This is a genomic window from Acinetobacter sp. V116_7 (assembly GCF_056735735.1).
This window is the reverse complement of sequence record NZ_JBWZIF010000028.1, coordinates 991,845-1,011,254: the sequence shown is the minus strand read 5'-3', so window position 1 is coordinate 1,011,254 and position 19,410 is coordinate 991,845. Positions and strand designations below refer to the sequence as shown.

Sequence of the window (19,410 nt, the reverse complement as noted above, 5' to 3'; positions counted from 1 at the left end):
CTTTTTAGTTTTTTTATATTTAGTTTTTAAAAACAATGATTTAACTTGTTCAGTTAATAGAACTATAATGTGTGAATTATTCCTGCAATTATGCTTCTTTATGCAAAAAAATATGTAGAATGTAAAAGCTTTTAAACGATAACAAACAAGATCAACAAGACAAGCATGATTGGATATAACCAGAGAAGAGTAACAAGGACATGTAAAAAGCCAGCTTTCCTGAAAGGGTTGATGCTTTTAACTTCATTGCATGTACCTATGGTGATATATGCTGCTAAACCAAGTGAGCAATATCACACCTTAAAAGACAACTTATCACAGCTTTTTGCCCCAAAAAGTAGTGATGAATTTAAAGTTGCCAAGATGCAAGAGCTGAGTAATTTTAAGTTAGATCGTTCTAGAGTTCAGGAGTTTCCGACTGTTCAACTCAATGATCGATCGGCTGGATCTTATTCAAGTTTGCCATCAAGCAAAATGACTTTGCAGGAAGCGGTGAAAATCGCTATCCAGCGTAACCCTGATATTTCTCAAGCCATTTCTACTTTAGCTGGCCAAAACGCAGGTATTGATTATGCTAAGGCTGGTTATTATCCACAGCTTTCAGGTGGTATCACTACAGGTGACTTGACTAGTGGTGAGCGTGGTAGGCAATTATTGACCTTAAATGCGACTCAAATGCTCTATGATTTTGGTAAAGTTAAATCAGGTGTAGATGTTGAGCAAGCAAAGGTTCAAGTTGAACAGGCCAATGTGCTGGTCAGCATTGATGATATTGCACTTGATGTTGCACAGTCGATTATTAATATTCAGCGCTATCTTCAATTAAATAAAATTGCCGAGCAGCAAATTGCAGGTATTCAGCGAATTCAGGAAATCGCTAATTTACGTGCAAATGCGGGTATTAGTAGTCAGGCTGACCCGATTCAAGCTCAGTCTTATTTACAAGCTGCCCAGTCTGGTTTGATTGCACAGCAATCATTATTGCGTCAGTACCAACAACATTTAAGAACATTATTGGGTGCAGATGTCTCGCGCACGGGTTGGATTATTTCAGATGATTTGGTGAAACAATCTGATTTATATGGCGAACCTGAGTTTAATACCATTCCAAAAATGATCGCGGCTCAAGCCAGTGTTGAAGTCGCTAAAGCACAAAAGGAACAGACTCGTTTAACACGTTATCCAACTTTGTCGGTTAAAGGTTCTTTGAGTCAAGCCATCAATGGCAGAAACCCAAACAATGATAAAGATGACGGTCTATATAGTTCAGTCATGCTTGAAGCAAGCAGTCAGTTTTATCAAGGTGGAGCCGTTTCTTCTCAGGTGAAAATGGCAAGTTATGCCGAAGAAGCAGCAAAGTCTAAAGTCAATTCAGTTTATCTGGACGTTCTCGACCAAATTAGAACCAGCCGTGAACAAATTGAAAATAAACAACGTCAAATGTTGGTTTTAGCAAATCGCCAAGCCACTACAGTTCGTACCCGTGAACTTTATCAAGAGCAGTACAAGCTTGGTACACGTTCATTGGTTGATTTACTGAACGCAGAACAAGCCATTCATAGTGCTAACTCAGAACTCGAGACGGCACGTTACGATATCTATAACAGTATTGTTCAGTACATTTCGGCAACAGGACGTTCCCGCCAAGCTTATGACTTAAATAATATTTCAATTCAGGGGTTCGAAGTACAACCATGATGACAAAAATAAACTACCAGCCCTGGTTACAGGCGGTCTTAACGATTGCTAAACATTACCGAATTGAGCCTTCAGAAGAAAGAATCCGTTTACAACTTGATTGGAACCAGAATCAAAACCTTGATGATGTTTTACAGCTCATTACACGTCAGGTTGGACTAAATTTACGTAAAGTACCTTTTTCATTAGAGGTGCTGAATCCGTGGCGCCTGCCTGTTATGGTCGAGTTTAACGACGGACAGGTTGGTGTTGTTGATAAAGCTGATACTCAAGGAAATGTCAGTATCCAGTTGAGTGGAGATCACGGCCTTTCCCAAAATTTAAGCTTAGACGTCTTAAAAACGACAATTAAAAATGTCTATATTCTGCGTCCTGAAACTTCTATTCCTGATGCGCGTATTGACGAATATATCAAACCGTATGAAGCAAGCTGGTTCTGGTCAATTGTACTCAGAGACTGGAAGCGCTACGTTGATATTATGTTTGCCTCACTGATTGCCAATATTTTGGCACTGGCAACCATTATTTTCTCAATGCAAGTCTATGACCGCGTTGTTCCATCACAGTCTATTCCAACTTTATGGGTGCTGGCAGGTGGTGTACTCATTGCAGCGCTTTTTGAGTTTACCTTACGCATATCACGCGTGTACTTATCCGATATTATTGGTAAACGTGCTGACTTACGGGTATCTGACCGTGTATTTGGTCATGCCTTACGCATCAAAAATAAAGACCGTTCGAAGTCTACAGGTAGTTTTATTTCCCAGATTCGTGAGCTTGAAGGTGTTCGTGAACTGGTGACTTCAACCACCATTAGTGCAATTGCCGATTTCCCGTTCTTTTTCTTGTTCCTGACCATTTTTGCGATTATTGGCGGGAAATTGTTTTGGGTGATGTTGCTGGTTGTACCACTTATGCTTTTGCCGGGTATTTTGGCACAGAAGAAGCTAGCGCAACTCGCACAAGAAGGCATGAGAGAATCTTCAATTCGTAACGCCATTCTTGTTGAAGCGGTGCAAGGTATTGAAGACATCAAGCTTTTACGTGCTGAATCACGCTTCCAGAACCAGTGGAACCACATGAATGAAGTTTCAGCCGACATTGGTATGAGACAACGTAAAATCGTTGGTACCTTAATGGCATGGACTCAAATGCTTCAAGGTTTGACCTATGCGATTGTGGTTTTAGTGGGATGTTTTGCCGTAATGGATGGTGAAATGACGACAGGTGCGTTAGTGGCTTGTTCAATTTTATCTTCACGTATGTTAGGTCCGATTGCACAGATTACTGGCGTTCTAGGACGTTTACAGCAGGCTAAAGTTGCAAAACAAAGTTTAGATGAGCTTATGCAACGTCCGATTGATCAGGCTGACCGTTCACATCTGGTACATAAAGCTGCTTTAAATGGCGATTACGAACTAAAAAATGCTTTGTTCCAATATGGAGAAGAAGACCCGAGACCAAGTTTGGCAATCCGTCATTTAAAAATTCGCGCTGGTGAAAAAATTGCAATTCTGGGGCGTAATGGTGCGGGTAAATCGACATTGCTTCAGCTTCTATCTGGCATGCAAGTCCCAACTCAAGGTTCAGTGCATTTAGATGGTCTGGATCTGTCTTTAATTGACCCATCTGATGTACGTCGTGATATGGGTTTACTTAACCAGAATGCTTATCTTTTTTACGGTACGATTCGTGAGAACCTTACTTTAGGTGCTCCGCTTGCAACCGATGAAGAAATTCTTCGGGCTTTAGTGGTGACAGGTGCATTACCTTTTGTTCAAGAGAAAAAAGAAGGATTGGATCACCTGATTTTAGAGGGTGGCGTTGGTTTCTCGGGTGGTCAGAAACAAGCATTGTTATTGGCTCGTCTATTGATTCGTCAACCTAACATTTTATTGTTAGACGAACCAACAGCAGCCATTGATGATGTGGCAGAGAAACAACTGATTGATCATTTAAAAGGATGGCTGGCGCATCGTACTTTGGTCGTTGCGACTCACCGCCGAGCTGTTTTAGAACTGGTGGACCGTATTATTGTCGTTAACGATGGCAAAATCGTGATGGATGGTCCAAGAGATCAGGTCCTTAATCAATCAACAGCCCAACAAAAACAAGTGCAAGGGGGTAATTCATGAGCGAACCACAACAAGAACAACAACTCACCCGTTCAATGAATGTCTCTTATAGTGAGCCACCTTTACCACGTGCCAGCTTAGTGATCTGGATTGTGGGGATTGGTTTAGTTATTTTCTTTATCTGGGCATGGGTATTTAAACTTGAAGAAGTTTCTACCGGTACGGGTAAAGTGATTCCATCATCTAAAGAACAGGTGATTCAGTCTTTAGAGGGCGGTATTTTAACCAAGCTCAATGTACAAGAAGGCGACATTGTTCAAAAAGGCGAAATTCTTGCGCAACTAGATCCAACCCGTTTTGCATCTAATGTGGGTGAATCAAGATCTTTACTCATTTCAGCTCAGGCGACAGCAGCGCGTTTGCGTGCGGAAGTAAACGGTACGCCATTGGTTTTTCCTGAAATTGTGATGAAAGAACCAAAACTTGTACTAGAAGAAACAGCGCTCTATCGCTCACGTCGTGCTGATCTTGAGCAAACACTTTCAGGTTTAAAACAGGCTTTGCAACTGGTGCAACAAGAACTGGCAATGACGGAGCCTTTGGTTGCTAAAGGTGCGGCAAGTGAGGTTGAAGTTTTACGTTTACGTCGTGAAGCAAATGACCTTAGAAACAAAATGAATGATGCGCAGAATCAGTATTATGTTAAGGCTCGTGAAGAGTTATCGAAAGCAAATACGGATAGTGAAACGCAGCAACAAATTGTGCTGGGTCGTAGTGACAGTTTAGATCGTGCGGTGTTCAAAGCACCGGTTCGTGGTGTTGTAAAAGAAATTGCAGTCACAACCCATGGTGGTGTTATTCCACAGAACGGTAAATTGATGACCATTGTACCGATTGATGAGCAGTTGCTTATTGAAGCGCGTATTTTGCCGCGTGACATTGCATTTATTCGTCCGGGACAAGAAGCACTGGTTAAGATTACTGCCTATGACTACTCAATTTATGGTGGTTTAAAAGGAAAGGTTACGGTTATTTCACCGGATACAATTCGTGATGAAGTGAAACAAGACCAATTCTATTATCGTGTTTATATCCGCACTGATTCCGACAAGCTTTATAATAAAGAAGGTAAGGCTTTTGGTATTACACCGGGTATGGTGGCAACAGTAGATATTCGTACGGGTGAAAAAACAGTACTCGATTACTTACTTAAACCGTTTAATAAAGCGAAAGAAGCGTTACGAGAAAGATAATAAAAAAAGCCCCGAGATTCGGGGCTTTTTTATGGGTTTGATTCTATTAAATTCACGTTATAATTTGATTTTTATTATGCTTTATTTAATTTATGGCTTTTACGATTGCATCACAGATTACATTTGAAGAAGAAATTAAAAAAAGCAGATTTCAGGCTATCGCTGCGCCAGTAGAAAATGAACAGCAAGTTAAAGAATTTTTAGAACTCAATAAAGATATCTCTACAACTCACCAATGTTGGGCTTGGAAAATTGGCCATAACGTACGCTTTAATGATGACGGCGAACCGTCAGGAACAGCAGGCCGCCCAATTTTGGCGACCATTGAAGGGAATGACCTGACGAATATTATTGTGATGGTTAACCGTTGGTACGGTGGAATAAAACTTGGAACAGGTGGCCTTGTTAGAGCATATGGAGGCTGTGCTGGGCAATGTTTGCTTTTGGCTGAGCGTATTGAACTCATTGCAAAGAAAACGATTTACTTTTCTTGTCACTTTAATGAGTGGGCGATATTTCAATATGAGCTTACTCAACAACAAATTGAATATCAGGAAACCTACACTGCAACGGGTGTAGATATCGAAGCAAGGCTACAAATACATCAAATTGAACCGCTTGCTTTAAAACTTAGAGACGTAACGCGTGGTCGTGAAGAGTTAAAAATTGAAGAGGAATTAACTGATGACTGATTCCTTATTGAAATATCGTGAGCAACATAAGCACCGCTTAAACTATATGCCATGGTTATATTGGACTTTAAAACCTAAACATCGTGCTTGGGCCGAAGAATGGCAAAAAGAATACCAAGCTTATTTGATGGACATGGAAACCGTTGAGATTGGTGAAAACTGTTTTATTTCACCGTTAGCACATATTTTTGCTGAGCCGGGACGTAAAATTATTATTGGTGATAATTGCTTTATCGCAGCAGATTGTAGTTTGCATGGACCCCTTGAAATTGGAAATGAGGTCGCGATAAATCATCATTGTATTTTAGATGGTGGGCGAGCTGGCATAAAATTGCATGACCAAGTTCGGATTGCAGCATATTGTCATTTATATGCATTTGATCATGGGATGCAGTTAGACCGTCCACTTTACCAACAGCCTGTCACTTCTAAAGGAATTGAAGTTGAGCAGGACGTTTGGTTGGGGGCACATGTGGGTATTAAAGATGGTATTAAAGTAGGAAAACATGCTGTGGTCGGGATGAATAGTATGGTGACCAAAGATGTTGAGCCTTACCATATTGTCGGTGGAAATCCCGCAAAATTTATTCGTTTAAGAGGATAATGCAGTCTTAAGAATGTAATAAAATGTTTGATCTTTAAACAAAAAAGTTGATTTTTATACATAAACCTTAACATACCAATTTTTATCTATGTTAAGTTAAAGCTAAGTTTTAAGAATAATCTCCAAGGCAATAGACCTGAAGAAGAGAGGCTAACATGAACCGTGTTATTGCGTGTATTGACTCATCACCGTGTATTAATGCTATTGCCGATGCAGCAGCATGGGTTGCTAAAGCAACCGGACGGGAACTTGTATTATTACAAATTCTAGATTATTACCCAGCCAGTTATCATCTTGGTGAAATTAGTGGGGTAATTGGCTTTGAAAGCAATGCAATGCTGCTAAAAGAGTTAGCTGAGCTGGAACAAAAACAAAGTGAACTCGCTTTAGACTATAGCAATAATTTACTCCGTCACATTTCTGAGCTTATTCAAGAAAAACATGGAATTACGAGTTCAAAAATTCAAGAAAAAGGTGATTTTTTAGAGCAAAGTTTTAATCTTTTGCATGAAAATGACATCGTCATTTTAGGTCGAGTCGGGGAGCGGGCTGCCGAGAAACAGAAACCAATCGGTAGTAATGTTGAGAACTTTATTCGTGGTGCTAACTGTACAGTTTTGACTATTGGTGAAAACTTTAAAGTACCAACCCGTTTTATCTTTGCTTATGAATATTCACCAACTTGTCAAAAAATGATGCGCCGTATTGCCCAAAGTGATTTATTGCGAACACTGCAATGTCATTTGGTATATGTAGGTGATCATCCAGAAATATTAAATGAACCTGAGCATTATCTGAAACAAGCGGGCATTGATGTTGTGACCGTATATCGCTATGGTGATGTTGCACAAAATATTTTAGAGTACCAACAAGAACACGGTATTCAAATTATTGTGCTAGGGGCATTTAGTCATAGCAAGATTCATCAATTCTTCTTAGGAAGTATTGCGACAACTATATTCCGAAACGCGACTGTACCGTTACTTGTGGCTAAATGATGAGATTTCCATATAGTTATCCGCAAATCTTGTGGATAACTATATGGAAAAGCAACAGTAATAAAAGTAATTTATTGATTATAAATAATAAAATAAAAAAGATGATTTTTTAACCATTATTTCACAATTGCAATTGCGAAGCCATCATGGCCCTTTGAGCCGACTGTTTGTAAGGCTGTACAAGACAATATTTGTGGATGATTTTCGAGAGCTTTAAACATTTCACGGATGCCTTCAATACTCGGTTTTTTATTGTCTGGATTTAAAATATCACCTGCGCGAATTACATTATCCAGCACAATAATCGTACCTGATCTAGAGAATTTTAGGCTCAATTCTAAATATTCAGGATAACCCTGTTTATCTGCATCAATGAAAATAAAATCAAAAGGCTCGATAGATTGAGGATCAATTGCAGACAGAATATCAGCGGCGCGGCCAGCTTTAAGATCGACTTTTACCGGAAGGTTAGCATGGTCAATATTTTTTTGAGCCATTTCTGCATGAGTATCACGGCCTTCAATTGTGAGTAAATAACCATCTTCAGGTAAAGCACGACCTAACCAGATAGTACTGTATGCAGCAAAGGTTCCGATTTCTAAAACTCGTTTGCATTTATTCATTTGAATAAGCATCTGCAAGAACATTCCTTGGTTAGGTGCCACTGCAAGATGATTTGAAAAGCCGTGTTCATCGGTATTCTTTAATGCATATTCGAGTCGCGGGTCTTCAGGAATTAAATGTGAATCGATATATTGGTCAATGTCTGTCCACATCTGCTGCATAATCAAATTTACCTATATGTTGATCGGGCTATTTTAAACGTTTATGCATAGAGTGCAAAAATCTTCGTTTCAAGAAATTTTGGTTGATTGAGAAATGAACAATAAAAAACTCCTTTCAGTTGAAAGGAGTTTTTTGAATTAGAAATTACACATCGAACTGTTTCGGGTGAGGTCCGGTCCCCAAGTACGATAGCCTTGAGTATCAATATGAATTTGCCCAGAGCTATATAAGCCAATACCCATATTTAAGCTTTGACCATGCTGAGCCCAGAACTGACAAAGTTTAAACTTGGTATTTTCGATAAATGCATAATCTTGAGCTTGTGGGAACTCAGGCCCAATACGGAAATCGATTGCCGAGTTAAATAAATGTTTAGATGAGCTTGCGCCACCAGCGCATTCATTTAAAGGTAAGTCACGGTAAACTGAGGTTACTTCAAAGTCAGTTAAAACTTTTGCTGCAACTAAATATTTAAATACGCGTAGGGTTGATAAAGAGTTGCCCCAAAGTTCGCGATTAGGCACGGCATATTCTGAGCGGCCACATTTTTGCCAATCACGCGCTGAGCGTAATAACTCAAAACTTGGCACAATGCCTGCGACGTTGTTTCGGGTTAAGAAATTTTCGTATTCACGAACACGTTGGTAATTTTCACCAGAACTTAACCAGCCTCGATAAGACGCAGGCTCAACTTTAGGGGGGATCGGGCGCTCGATAATAACGCGCTCTTGTGGAATAAAGATTCGTTTACCACTTGGAGAGGTTTTGCCTGTTGTTGTGTGTTGGGGAGAGCTGACACAACCTACCATAACCGCTGGGATTATGCATAAGGGCACCAGACTCTGCAAAAACTTCCGCATAAGAAAAATTAAGCACTTATAAATATTGCGGCTATTTTAATGCAAAACAGTGCACAAATTACGAGGAATTTGCAATGAAATGTTTGAATAGGGTATAAAAAAGATCAGCGGTTGCTGATCTTTTTTGAAATTACTTTTCAAGATATTGTAATTTATCAGGTTTGCCGTTCCATTCTTCACGGTCAGCTGGTTGATCACCAATTTGCGTAATGTTAGGCCATTTTTGAGAAAGATCAGCATTTAATTCAATAAACACTTCCTGACCTTCTGGTAACTCATCTTCAGAGAAAATTGCATTTGCCGGGCACTCTGGTTCACATAATGCACAGTCAATACATTCATCCGGATTAATCACTAGGAAATTCGGACCTTCGTAGAAACAGTCAACAGGACAAACTTCTACGCAATCTTGGTATTTACATTTAATACAATTTTCAGTGACAACAAAGGTCATGGCGACAGCTACCTAAAAAATATGGTTTCATTTCGAATAGCTTATTTTAGGCAAAAAAGGGGTAAACAAACAATTGCTTTTATTGATATTCTTTATTCATGCATATGAAGATAAGTTAATACGTTGATAATCAAACAAATCTTTCAGTCTTGTGAACTGCTTGTCTATAAAATTAAAATAATAATATATTTTATAAAACAATAACTTAAAAATTATTTTATTTAATTGTTTAGATGTCATTTAAGTCAAGGCATCTATTTTAATAAATACCTTAACTTTTCATTTTTTCTTTTACAAATTCTGATTTTCAGCTTTTGGGGCTGAAAATCTTTAAATATTTAGAGCTAAACGTTACACAGTAAATGAATATCTTCAGGTTCGAGCTGCCAAAGTTGTTGATCTGGAGCACTTAGAGGTTCTGCACCATGCTTCATATAGAAGTCTACAGTGCGCCGACTTGGGGTTGCTGAAATATACAGTTGTTTTGCACCGAGCTGCTTGGCGGACTCTTTTGCGGCTTGCATAAGCTTAGCACCAATGCCTTGACCTTGCTGGTTTGCATCGACATAGAAATAGTGGAGTAATTTCGCGTGAGGGTAATCCGCTATAAATTGATTTGAGACTACACTTACACCAACGAGTTTTTCAGAAGCATCAAATGCGCCGATAAATATTGAACCTTGTTCATAGAGCTGTTTCAGTTTAGGTGGGTCATTTTCTAGATGATATAAGTCCCAATGTTGTACATCAAAAAAACAATCAACTAAGTCTAGATGTTGCTGTTTTTGTATGTAGTTTTGAGTAATTAATTCACGGCGGCTAATTTGCTGCCAAATAAGATCGATTTCTGAATATTGCAAAGATCTTAAGATCATATAAATATTATTCTCCGAGGTGAATAAGCAGACCTAAGCCTGCTTATTCAGAGGTGTTTTATTAAGATTTGAGTGCAGCTTTCAGCTCATAGAGTTGTTCAAGCGCCTGACGAGGCGATAAGTTATCGACTTCAATTTGCTTAAGTAAGTCTAGAGCAGGGGATGAAACTTCGATCTCGACAACTTTTTCTATAATTTGTGAACCAGAGTTCGCATCTGGTGGAGCAAACAAATCATTTTGGAAACTGGTTTGTAGATGTTGCTGCTGCTGTTTTTCCAAAATACGTAAACGCTTTTGTGCTTCTTTAATAACATTGGCAGGAATACCCGCTAATTTTGCAACCTGTAAACCATGGCTTTGACTTGCAGGACCTTGCTGAACCTTATGCAATAAAATCAGGTTGCCGTTAAGCTCTTGTGCAGTCACATGATAGTTATCAATTCCTGCTTCACTACCCAGTTCAGTTAACTCGAAATAATGTGTGGCAAATAAACATAAACATTTTACGCGTTTTGTTAAATCAACCACGCATGCCCATGCTAAAGATAAGCCGTCATAGGTACTGGTTCCGCGGCCAACTTCATCCATTAAAACCAGCGATTGATTGGTGGCATGGTGTAGAATTTGCGAAGTTTCTGTCATCTCAACCATAAAGGTTGACTTGCCTGTAGATAAATCATCGGCTGAACCAATACGAGTGAAAATTCGGTCAATTGGACCAAGCTTGGCTGCTTTAGCAGGAACATAGCTACCGCAATAAGCAAGTAAACTAATTAATGCGGTTTGACGCATAAAGGTTGATTTACCACCCATGTTTGGACCGGTAATAATTGCCATGCGGTGCTGAGCATCAAGGAAAGTATCATTTGGGGTAAATGGTGCTTTATTTAATGCCTCAACCACAGGGTGACGACCCGCCTGAATTTTAATGCCCGTTTCTGGGGTAAATTCAGGACGTGCCCAATTGTTTAGACGTGCTTGATGCGCAAAGTTTGCCACCACATCAATTTGAGCAATTGCTGAACTCATCATTTGTAAGTGAGCAATATTTTCACGAAGGTTTTCAAGCAAAGCTTCGAATAAAGCTTTTTCACGTGCTAATGCGCGCGACTCACTCGACAGGACTTTATCTTCAAAACTTTTTAGCTCTGGCGTAATGTAGCGCTCAGCATTTTTTAAAGTCTGGCGACGAATATAGTCAGCAGGGGCTTGTTCTGCTTGAGCACGAGTCAATTCGATGTAGTAACCACTTACACGGTTATAGCCAATTTTAAGGGTGTTAATTCCTGTGCGCTCGCGTTCTTTGACTTCTAAATCAATCAGGAACTGACCTGCATGATCGCGAATTTGGCGTAATTCATCAAGGTCGGCATCATATCCTTCTGCAATTACATTGCCATCACGAAGTAATACTGGCGGATTTTCAACAATTGCTGCCATCAAGTGCTGATGAAGCGCTTTAAAATCTCCAAGTTCTTGATCAAGCTGAACTAATAACTTGGATTTTTTCGCTTGAATGACTGGAGTTAACGCCGTTCTCAAAGCTGGAATTTGTGCACATGCATGACGAAGCTGTACTAAATCGCGTGGTCGCGCACTGCCCAATGCTACACGGCTAAGCACACGCTCAATATCGCCAATTTCTTTAAGCACTAAACGAACAGGACTTTCATGGTAGCCTTGAATGAGTTGCTCAATTGCATCTAAACGAGCATCGAGTAAAGCCGTATCACGAACAGGTTGCATGAGTGTGCGGCTTAATAAACGACCACCCATTGCAGTTTGGCAGTCATTTACCAGTTGGAATAATGAGGTGCCATGTTCAAATAGCGGTTCGATAATTTCTAGGTTACGGCGCGTGATTGGGTCAAGCGCAATAAAGTCTGTACTTTGCTCAAGCTGAATTGAACGGATATGTGGTAATGCAGTTTTTTGTGTTTCTTTTGCATAGTGAATGAGTGCAGCGGCAGCAGCTTTAGCTAAAGGTAATGGGTCTAAACCAAAACCTGAAAGCGTTGATACCGTAAATTGGTCACATAAAGTTTTTTGTGCGTTATTTAGATTGAAGTCTACATTTGGACGTTTGGTAACAGGGCATTCTAAGTGTTTTTTAATTTGCTCAATAATATTTGTGTCGACCAAGTCTTCATCAATCAAGATTTCACTTGGCATTAAACGCGCAAGTTCAATTGGAAGTTGTTCAGGCTTGTAATCTTGTTGTTGAACTTTAAAAATGCCTGCACTTAAGTCGAGTAACGCGAAACCAATCTGGTTTTGATGAATGCATAATGAAACGAGATTAGACGATTGATAACTGCTGAGTAATGCATCATCAGTTAAAGTACCAGGGGTCAGAATACGAACAACTTTACGATCAACTGGACCTTTACCTGTTACTTCTCCCACTTGCTCGCAAATGGCTACAGTTCGCCCAGCTTTGACAAGACGTGCAAGATAACCTTCTGCCGAATGATAAGGAACGCCTGCCATTGGAATCGGGTTGCCGTTTGCTTTACCACGATGGGTTAAGGTAATACCTAAAAGTTTAGCTGCTAAATGGGCATCTTCAAAGAATAGTTCATAAAAGTCGCCCATACGATAAAACAGCAACGCATGTTGATAGTCTTTTTTAACCTTGAGATATTGCTGCATCATTGGAGTGTGGGTGGAGAGATCAGCCATGATTTCAGCGCTATTCATGCGTAATAAACCCTTAAAAAATCAATAATAAATAAGTTAACTTTGAAAGTTTGGTTATCGAACCAATTCTAACAACTTCTGTGTAAATCTGACTTAATCTAAGAAAAAAGTATACCTTTGTAGTGTACCTTTTTTAATGTCAATATTGAGTTAACAGTGTGTGAGAACTTAACTTAATTTTTCACGGTTGCCATCTTAACAAATTGAGACTGATTGGCAAAAAGGATTCCTGTATTTCCTAATAAGACCGTTTTTAATAGTACAAATTTTGAAGTTTTTTAGTATAAAAGAAACAACAGTAGCGCTAGCTATACTTATTTTTTGATCATTATTTCTTGTGGGGGAGTTCAACGCCTATTTAAGATAAAAAACTGATGGATACATTGAATATCCATCAGTTTGAGTTCTATTTATAAATCACGAGCAACTAAAGTTAAAATGTCGTAGGTTGCGACAAGTTCACCACGTTGGTTTTTGACTTTAATATCCCACACTACAACGCCATGAGCAGGCTGAGACGGGTCTTTTTGTGGTTTAGGTGTTTTTTGCTTACAGGTGAGTTCAACCTGAATTGAATCACCAATTTTAACCGGTTCAACAAAGCGTAAGTTGTCCATACCATAATTGGCAATCACAGGGCCTTGTGCTGCATCTACAAATAGACCTGCTGCGGCAGACACAATGAAATATCCATGTGCAACACGCTCACCAAAGAAAGACTCGGCAGCTGCAATTTTGTCGGTATGCGCATAGAAATAGTCACCGCTTAAACCAGCAAAGTTGACAATATCTGCTTCGCTTACGGTGCGACGAGCCGTCAATAAACGTTCACCAATCACTAACTCATCAAACGACTTTTTAAATGGATGTACACGGTCTTCATTAACTTTTGAACCAGCAGTCCACGAGTGAGTAATTTGCGTCAAGCTATTTGGAGAACCTTGAATTGCAGTACGCTGCATATAATGTTTAACAGCGCGAATACCACCTAACTCTTCACCGCCACCTGCACGACCAGGTCCGCCGTGTACTAAATGCGGAAGTGGTGAACCATGTCCTGTACTTTCTTTTGCCGATTCTGCATCGAGTACATGGACACGGCCATGCCAAGGTGCAATTTTTTGAATAATCTGTTCAATATTCTCATCGTTATTTTTAACGACTGAAGCCACTAAGCTACCTTCGCCACGTGAAACAAGGTCAGCTAGTTCTTCAATGTTGTTGTATGGCATGAGGGTACATACCGGACCGAAAGCTTCTGTGGTATGCACATGTGTTGCTTGTAAAGGTTGCTCACATAGCAATAAAGTTGGAGCGAAAAAAGCGCCTTTTTCAGGATGATCTGCATTAAATGTAAAGCTATCGTTGCCACCAAAAACAATTTTTGCATCTTTGCTGAGTTCGGCAACTTTTTCTGCAACATCATGTTTTTGTTTAATGCTAGCTAAAGCACCCATGGTGGTTTCTTCTTTTTGAGGGTCACCTACCACAACTTTAGCAAGTTTGGCAGTTAGCTTTTCTTGCACAGTCGCTAACAAGTTTTCAGGAACAAATGCACGACGAATCGCAGTACATTTTTGGCCTGCTTTTGTGGTCATTTCACGGAAAACTTCACGCACAAATAAATCGACTGTTTCTTCATTTGCCTCAGGGCTTAAAATTGCGCTGTTTACCGAGTCGGCTTCCATGCTAAATGGAATCGAATATTTATTGAGGTGAGGGTGGTTACGCAGTTTTTGACCTGTGTAAGCAGAACCTGTAAACGTAACACAGTCTTGTGGACCTAAGTGGTCGAACAAGTCATAAGTCTGACCGCAAATAAGTTGTAGCGAGCCTTTTGGTAATACATGGGCTTCTTCAATGGCTTTTACAACCGCTTGAGTTAATTGAGAACCATCTGTTGCAGGTTTCACAATACATGGCACACCTGCAAGTAGCGTCGGTGCAATCTTTTCAAGCATTCCCCAAATTGGGAAGTTAAATGCGTTGATGTGAACGGCAACACCTGCTTTAGGACTTAAAATGTGTTTAGCACCAAAAGTTCCATTTTTAGATAATTGAATCCAGCTATCTTCAGTAATAATTTTTTCGTCATTGAGTTCACGGCGAACCAGACTTGAATAAGCAAATAACGTCTGGATGCCACCTTCAATATCAATCCATGCATCTTTACGAGTTGCGCCTGTGGCATAAGCAAGTTTGTAGAACTCTTCTTTACGCTCAAGCAAATGTTGGGCAATTTGTTTTAACGCATTAGCACGTTGGTGGAATGTCCAGTTAGCCAGTTCTGAACCATTTTGTTTGGCATATTGAACAACACGTTTCATATCAATGCCATGACTACTTACGGCATAAATCGATTCACCTGTAATGGCATGGTAAACAGGGCGCAGTTCTTCACTGGTCGAATGCCATGTTCCATAGACAGAAGAAGCAAGATGAGGCAGTTGATGCCCAGACTGCTGAAAATCTGTGTCAGTTGAGGTTCCTTCTAGGTGTGCTTGTTCAAGCATGACCAAACTCCTTTTTTTATGTGATACGTCAATTATAAAAATTGAAAAAATATGATTCATAATTTCAGATTAATTTGTCTAAAAGTCAACTTTATTTTGATTTGTAAAAGTAAAAAGGTTTTTTACAATTGGCTTAAATTTAATAATTTCAATAATTTGATGTGTTTTACTGTTGGTAATTTAATTTGATACTAAAAAAGTGATTGACTTTGTTTTTAGTGTATCGAAAAATAGATTTAAGGGTGATGCCTACAGGGAATGAAAGAATGGAAAACAACTACCAGAAATTTGAACAAAATATTGCCAATGAAATTACGATCGAGGCTAAGGATCAAATGCCCGATGCCTACCGCAAAACATTGATTCGTCAAATTGGGCAACATGGCCATTCTGAAATTGTAGGTATGTTGCCTGAAGGAAACTGGATTACTCGTGCGCCGACTTTAAAACGTAAAGCGGTTTTGCTCGCGAAAGTACAAGATGAAGCAGGTCATGGTTTGTATTTGTATAGCGCCGCAGAAACTTTAGGTGCTGACCGTGATGACATGATGGAAAAATTAATTGATGGGAAAATGAAATACTCATCAATTTTTAACTATCCAACTTTGACTTGGGCAGATGTCGCTGCAATTGGTTGGCTTGTCGATGGGGCAGCCATTGTGAACCAAGTTGCGCTTTGCCGTACGTCTTACGGACCATATGCACGTGCAATGGTACGTATTTGTAAAGAAGAAAGTTTCCACCAACGCCAAGGTTTTGAAGCCATGATGGCTTTAGCAGGTGGTACACCAGAACAAAAACAGATGGCACAAGATGCGGTAAATCGCTACTGGTGGCCAGCACTCATGATGTTTGGTCCAAGTGATGAGCACTCTCCAAACAGCGCACAAAGCATGGCATGGAAAATCAAACGCTTTAGTAACGATGAATTACGTCAAAAGTTTGTTGATAACACGGTGCCGCAAATTTTACAGCTAGGTTTGGAAGTTCCAGACCCAGATTTAAAACTGAATGAAGAAACAGGCCACTATGAGTTTGGCGAGATCGACTGGCACGAATTTAATGAAGTGATTGCCGGACGTGGACCATGTAATCACGAGCGTATCGAAGCACGCCGTAAGGCATGGGAAAACGGCAAATGGGTTCGTGATGCAGCCGTGGTCTACGCTAAAAAACAACAGCTTGAAGCGAACAAAGTGGCTTAACAAGATTTATGGAAAAATTTGAGGAAATCAAAATGGAAGATAAAAACAACTGGTCGCTCTACGAAGTATTTGTACGTAGTAAACAAGGCTTAAGCCACCGTCATGTAGGCAGCTTAAGAGCACCTGATGATGAGATTGCACTGCAACATGCTCGTGATGTTTACACACGCCGCAATGAAGGAATCAGCATTTGGGTGGTTCGTTCTGAACTGATTAAGTCATCACAGCCAGATGAAAAAGCTGAATTTTTCGATCCTTCTTTAGACAAGGTTTATCGTCATCCGACTTTCTACCATATCCCAGATGGCATTGAGCACATGTAAGGGAGATGACACATGAATCATTCAGTTTTATCTAAATTCTTATTACATATTGGCGACAGCCAACTGGTTTTGTCTCAGCGTTTGGCTGAGTGGTGTGGGCATGCACCTGAGCTTGAAGTTGATATTGCCTTAGCAAACATCGGTTTGGACTTATTAGGTCAGGCAAGAAACTTTCTGACTTTGGCTGGTCAATATGATGAAGCTAAACGTGATGAAGATCAGCTTGCATATTTCCGTACAGAACGTGAGTTTTTAAACCTATTGTTATGCGAACAACCGAATGGCGATTTTGCACAAACGATTGTACGTCAGTGGTTGATGGACCATTACCATCTTCATTTATTTACGGCTTTAACCCAGAGTTCGCTTCCAGAAGTTAGTGCGCTTGCTGTCAAATCTTTAAAAGAAGTGAAGTATCACATCCGTTTTTCAACAAGCTGGATGGAACGTTTAAGTTTAAGCACAGATGAAGCACATCAACGTGTACAAGATGGATTAAATAATTTATGGCGCTTTACTGCTGAGTTATTTGAACTTAATGCAGACGAACAAGCACTAGTTGCAGAAGGTGTGATTCCAGATTTTTCAAATGAAAAAGAACAATGGAACCAAACCATTGCAGATGAACTTAAACGTTTTGAATTAAATGTTGCTGTGAACGGTGCTTATCGCCGCGGTGCAAAACAAGGATTGCATACCGAGCATTTAGGTTATTTGTTGGCTGAAATGCAAAGTATTCAAAGAACTTATCCAGGCATGACCTGGTAAGACAAGGAGGTGAGCCATGCAAATGATTCGTCATTGCATCGACCAATGTTGGGATGTTCTACAAACGGTAAGTGACCCTGAAATTCCGGTTTTATCTGTTGTGGATTTAGGCATGATTCGTGGTGTAGAGATTAACGACCAACAAGAAATTATTGTTCGTTTAACTCCGACATATAGCGGTTGTCCAGCAACAGATATGTTGAAAGCACAAATTGCTGAAGCCTTTACCGCAGAAGCTTTGACACCAGTCAAAGTCATGGTCGATTTGTCAGAAGCATGGACCACGGACTGGATGTCTGAAGCGGGTAAAAAGAAACTGCAAGTTTATGGCATTGCACCACCAGAAGGGTTGGCGCATCAATGTGGGACTCACGTTCACTTAAAAGATGGTGTCGAGTGCCCACGTTGCAAAAGTAAACACACCCGACTGTTAACAGAGTTTAGTTCTACCGCCTGTAAAGCACTTTATAAATGTCAGGACTGTCTTGAGCCTTTTGATTACTTCAAATGTATTTAAGTCTTTAGATAAGGAAATCAGCCATGAGCCAATTTGTACCATTAAAAGTAAAAAGTATTACGCCTCAAACCGATCAGGCAATTTGTATTGCATTTGACGTTGTACCTGAACAACAAGAACAATTTCAATTTCAACCGGGGCAACATTTAACCATTCGCCATTTAACCGAAGCGGGTGAAATCCGCCGTTGTTATTCAATTTGTAGCTATGCAGCAAAAGAAGACATCAGCATTGCGGTTAAAAAAATTGATCAGGGTCAATTTTCAAACTGGGCAAATGACCATTTAAAAGTGGGTGATGTGCTTGAAGTGATGCCACCACAAGGTGTGTTTTTTCAAAAAGCAGCCAAGATGGGTGGACAAAACTATTTAGGTGTTGCTGCGGGCAGTGGTATTACCCCAATTTTATCGATTGTTAAGCAAGTGTTGTTTGAACAACCTGAAGCTAAATTTACATTGCTCTATGGCAATCGCTCATGGAAACAAACCATGTTTGCCGAGCAAATTATGGATTTGAAAGATCAGTTTAAAGAACGTTTTCAGCTCATCAATATTTTTTCTCGTGAGTTCAATGACAGTGAACTGATGAATGGTCGTATTGATGAAGAAAAGCTAAAACAACTTTTTGATTTTGATGTGCTTGAAACGAGTTTTGACCATGTGTTTGCTTGTGGTCCAGACGAAATGATGAATGCCGTAGAGAGCACTTTGCCAAACTATGGTATTGCAAAAGAAAAAATCCACACCGAACGTTTCCATACAGGGCAGGCTCGTAAACGTAGCGCTGAAGCTGATGCAAATCGTAAAGAAGAAAAAGTAAACATCATTTTAGATGGTCGTGAGCTGATTGTTTCTGTGGCTCAGGACGACGAAAGTATTCTTGATGCGGCTTTACGTGCAGGTGCTGACTTACCGTATGCATGTAAAGGTGGGGTGTGTGCGACCTGTCGTTGTAAGGTACTTTCTGGTGAAGTCGACATGTTCCTTAACTATAGTCTTGAAGAAGATGAAGTTGAAAAGGGCTATGTGCTGAGCTGTCAGACCTTACCAAAAGGCTCAAATGTTCGTTTGAGTTTTGATGAATAGAGG

The 19,410-nt window shown here is 39.9% G+C and carries 17 protein-coding genes; 11 read left to right on the top strand and 6 right to left on the bottom strand.

The features are described from left to right. The first annotated feature begins 231 nt into the window (after positions 1-231). The 6 genes from AC1PJP_RS18710 (at position 232) to AC1PJP_RS18685 (ending at position 7,320) form a co-directional block, all read left to right on the top strand. Positions 232-1,698 carry a TolC family outer membrane protein gene (locus AC1PJP_RS18710; RefSeq protein ID WP_192833678.1) on the top strand — a complete coding sequence of 489 codons (1,467 nt, stop codon included), beginning with the start codon at positions 232-234 and terminating at the stop codon, positions 1,696-1,698. Next, entirely contained in the window at positions 1,695-3,833 is a 2,139-nt protein-coding gene (locus AC1PJP_RS18705) for a type I secretion system permease/ATPase (protein ID WP_013198416.1), read from the top strand. Before AC1PJP_RS18710 ends, AC1PJP_RS18705 begins: the two co-directional genes overlap by 4 nt. After that, positions 3,830-5,026, top strand: coding sequence for a beta-barrel domain-containing protein (locus tag AC1PJP_RS18700; RefSeq protein WP_013198415.1), 1,197 nt, complete (start codon positions 3,830-3,832; stop codon positions 5,024-5,026). Before AC1PJP_RS18705 ends, AC1PJP_RS18700 begins: the two co-directional genes overlap by 4 nt. Before the next feature lie 92 nt (positions 5,027-5,118). Then, positions 5,119-5,718 carry an IMPACT family protein gene (locus tag AC1PJP_RS18695; RefSeq protein ID WP_004793414.1) on the top strand — a complete coding sequence of 200 codons (600 nt, stop codon included), beginning with the start codon at positions 5,119-5,121 and terminating at the stop codon, positions 5,716-5,718. Next, on the top strand, positions 5,711-6,322 hold the full coding sequence (locus tag AC1PJP_RS18690; protein ID WP_416717096.1) for an acyltransferase: 612 nt from the start codon (positions 5,711-5,713) through the stop codon (positions 6,320-6,322). The genes AC1PJP_RS18695 and AC1PJP_RS18690 overlap by 8 nt, the downstream gene beginning before the upstream one ends. Positions 6,323-6,477: 155 nt before the next feature. Further along, positions 6,478-7,320: a universal stress protein gene (locus tag AC1PJP_RS18685; protein WP_199944779.1), complete on the top strand. Its 843-nt coding sequence runs from the start codon at positions 6,478-6,480 to the stop codon at positions 7,318-7,320. Positions 7,321-7,436: 116 nt separating this feature from the next. On the opposite strand, the gene AC1PJP_RS18680 is transcribed toward AC1PJP_RS18685, so the two are convergent. The 6 genes from AC1PJP_RS18680 to paaZ form a co-directional block, all read right to left on the bottom strand. Beyond that, positions 7,437-8,105, bottom strand: a complete 669-nt coding sequence (locus AC1PJP_RS18680; RefSeq protein WP_416661612.1) for an O-methyltransferase — start codon at positions 8,103-8,105, stop codon at positions 7,437-7,439. Between the two features lie 138 nt (positions 8,106-8,243). Continuing rightward, positions 8,244-8,966, bottom strand: a complete 723-nt coding sequence (locus AC1PJP_RS18675; RefSeq protein ID WP_174746768.1) for a D-Ala-D-Ala carboxypeptidase family metallohydrolase — start codon at positions 8,964-8,966, stop codon at positions 8,244-8,246. Between the two features lie 130 nt (positions 8,967-9,096). Continuing rightward, positions 9,097-9,420, bottom strand: coding sequence for a ferredoxin FdxA (fdxA, locus tag AC1PJP_RS18670; protein WP_003650851.1), 324 nt, complete (start codon positions 9,418-9,420; stop codon positions 9,097-9,099). A gap of 344 nt (positions 9,421-9,764) precedes the next feature. Then, positions 9,765-10,295: a GNAT family N-acetyltransferase gene (locus AC1PJP_RS18665; protein ID WP_479768103.1), complete on the bottom strand. Its 531-nt coding sequence runs from the start codon at positions 10,293-10,295 to the stop codon at positions 9,765-9,767. Between the two features lie 61 nt (positions 10,296-10,356). Continuing rightward, positions 10,357-12,996, bottom strand: a complete 2,640-nt coding sequence (gene mutS, locus AC1PJP_RS18660; RefSeq protein ID WP_479768102.1) for a DNA mismatch repair protein MutS — start codon at positions 12,994-12,996, stop codon at positions 10,357-10,359. A 410-nt stretch (positions 12,997-13,406) separates the two neighbouring features. Continuing rightward, positions 13,407-15,509, bottom strand: a complete 2,103-nt coding sequence (gene paaZ / locus AC1PJP_RS18655) for a phenylacetic acid degradation bifunctional protein PaaZ (RefSeq protein ID WP_013198409.1) — start codon at positions 15,507-15,509, stop codon at positions 13,407-13,409. 266 nt (positions 15,510-15,775) lie between these two features. Between paaZ and paaA the strand changes: the two genes are divergently transcribed. From paaA to paaE, 5 genes are read left to right on the top strand one after another with little or no spacing between them, the layout of a single operon-like run. Beyond that, entirely contained in the window at positions 15,776-16,714 is a 939-nt protein-coding gene (paaA, locus tag AC1PJP_RS18650; protein WP_004793398.1) for a 1,2-phenylacetyl-CoA epoxidase subunit PaaA, read from the top strand. A gap of 32 nt (positions 16,715-16,746) precedes the next feature. Further along, positions 16,747-17,037: a 1,2-phenylacetyl-CoA epoxidase subunit PaaB gene (gene paaB, locus AC1PJP_RS18645; protein ID WP_000389648.1), complete on the top strand. Its 291-nt coding sequence runs from the start codon at positions 16,747-16,749 to the stop codon at positions 17,035-17,037. Between the two features lie 12 nt (positions 17,038-17,049). Beyond that, positions 17,050-17,805: a 1,2-phenylacetyl-CoA epoxidase subunit PaaC gene (gene paaC, locus AC1PJP_RS18640; RefSeq protein ID WP_005303777.1), complete on the top strand. Its 756-nt coding sequence runs from the start codon at positions 17,050-17,052 to the stop codon at positions 17,803-17,805. Positions 17,806-17,821: 16 nt separating this feature from the next. Next, positions 17,822-18,322 (top strand): 1,2-phenylacetyl-CoA epoxidase subunit PaaD, encoded by a 501-nt coding sequence (gene paaD, locus AC1PJP_RS18635; RefSeq protein ID WP_013198407.1) that lies wholly within the window; start codon positions 17,822-17,824, stop codon positions 18,320-18,322. 23 nt (positions 18,323-18,345) lie between these two features. Further along, positions 18,346-19,407 (top strand): 1,2-phenylacetyl-CoA epoxidase subunit PaaE, encoded by a 1,062-nt coding sequence (gene paaE / locus AC1PJP_RS18630; RefSeq protein WP_479768098.1) that lies wholly within the window; start codon positions 18,346-18,348, stop codon positions 19,405-19,407. Positions 19,408-19,410 lie beyond the last annotated feature (3 nt).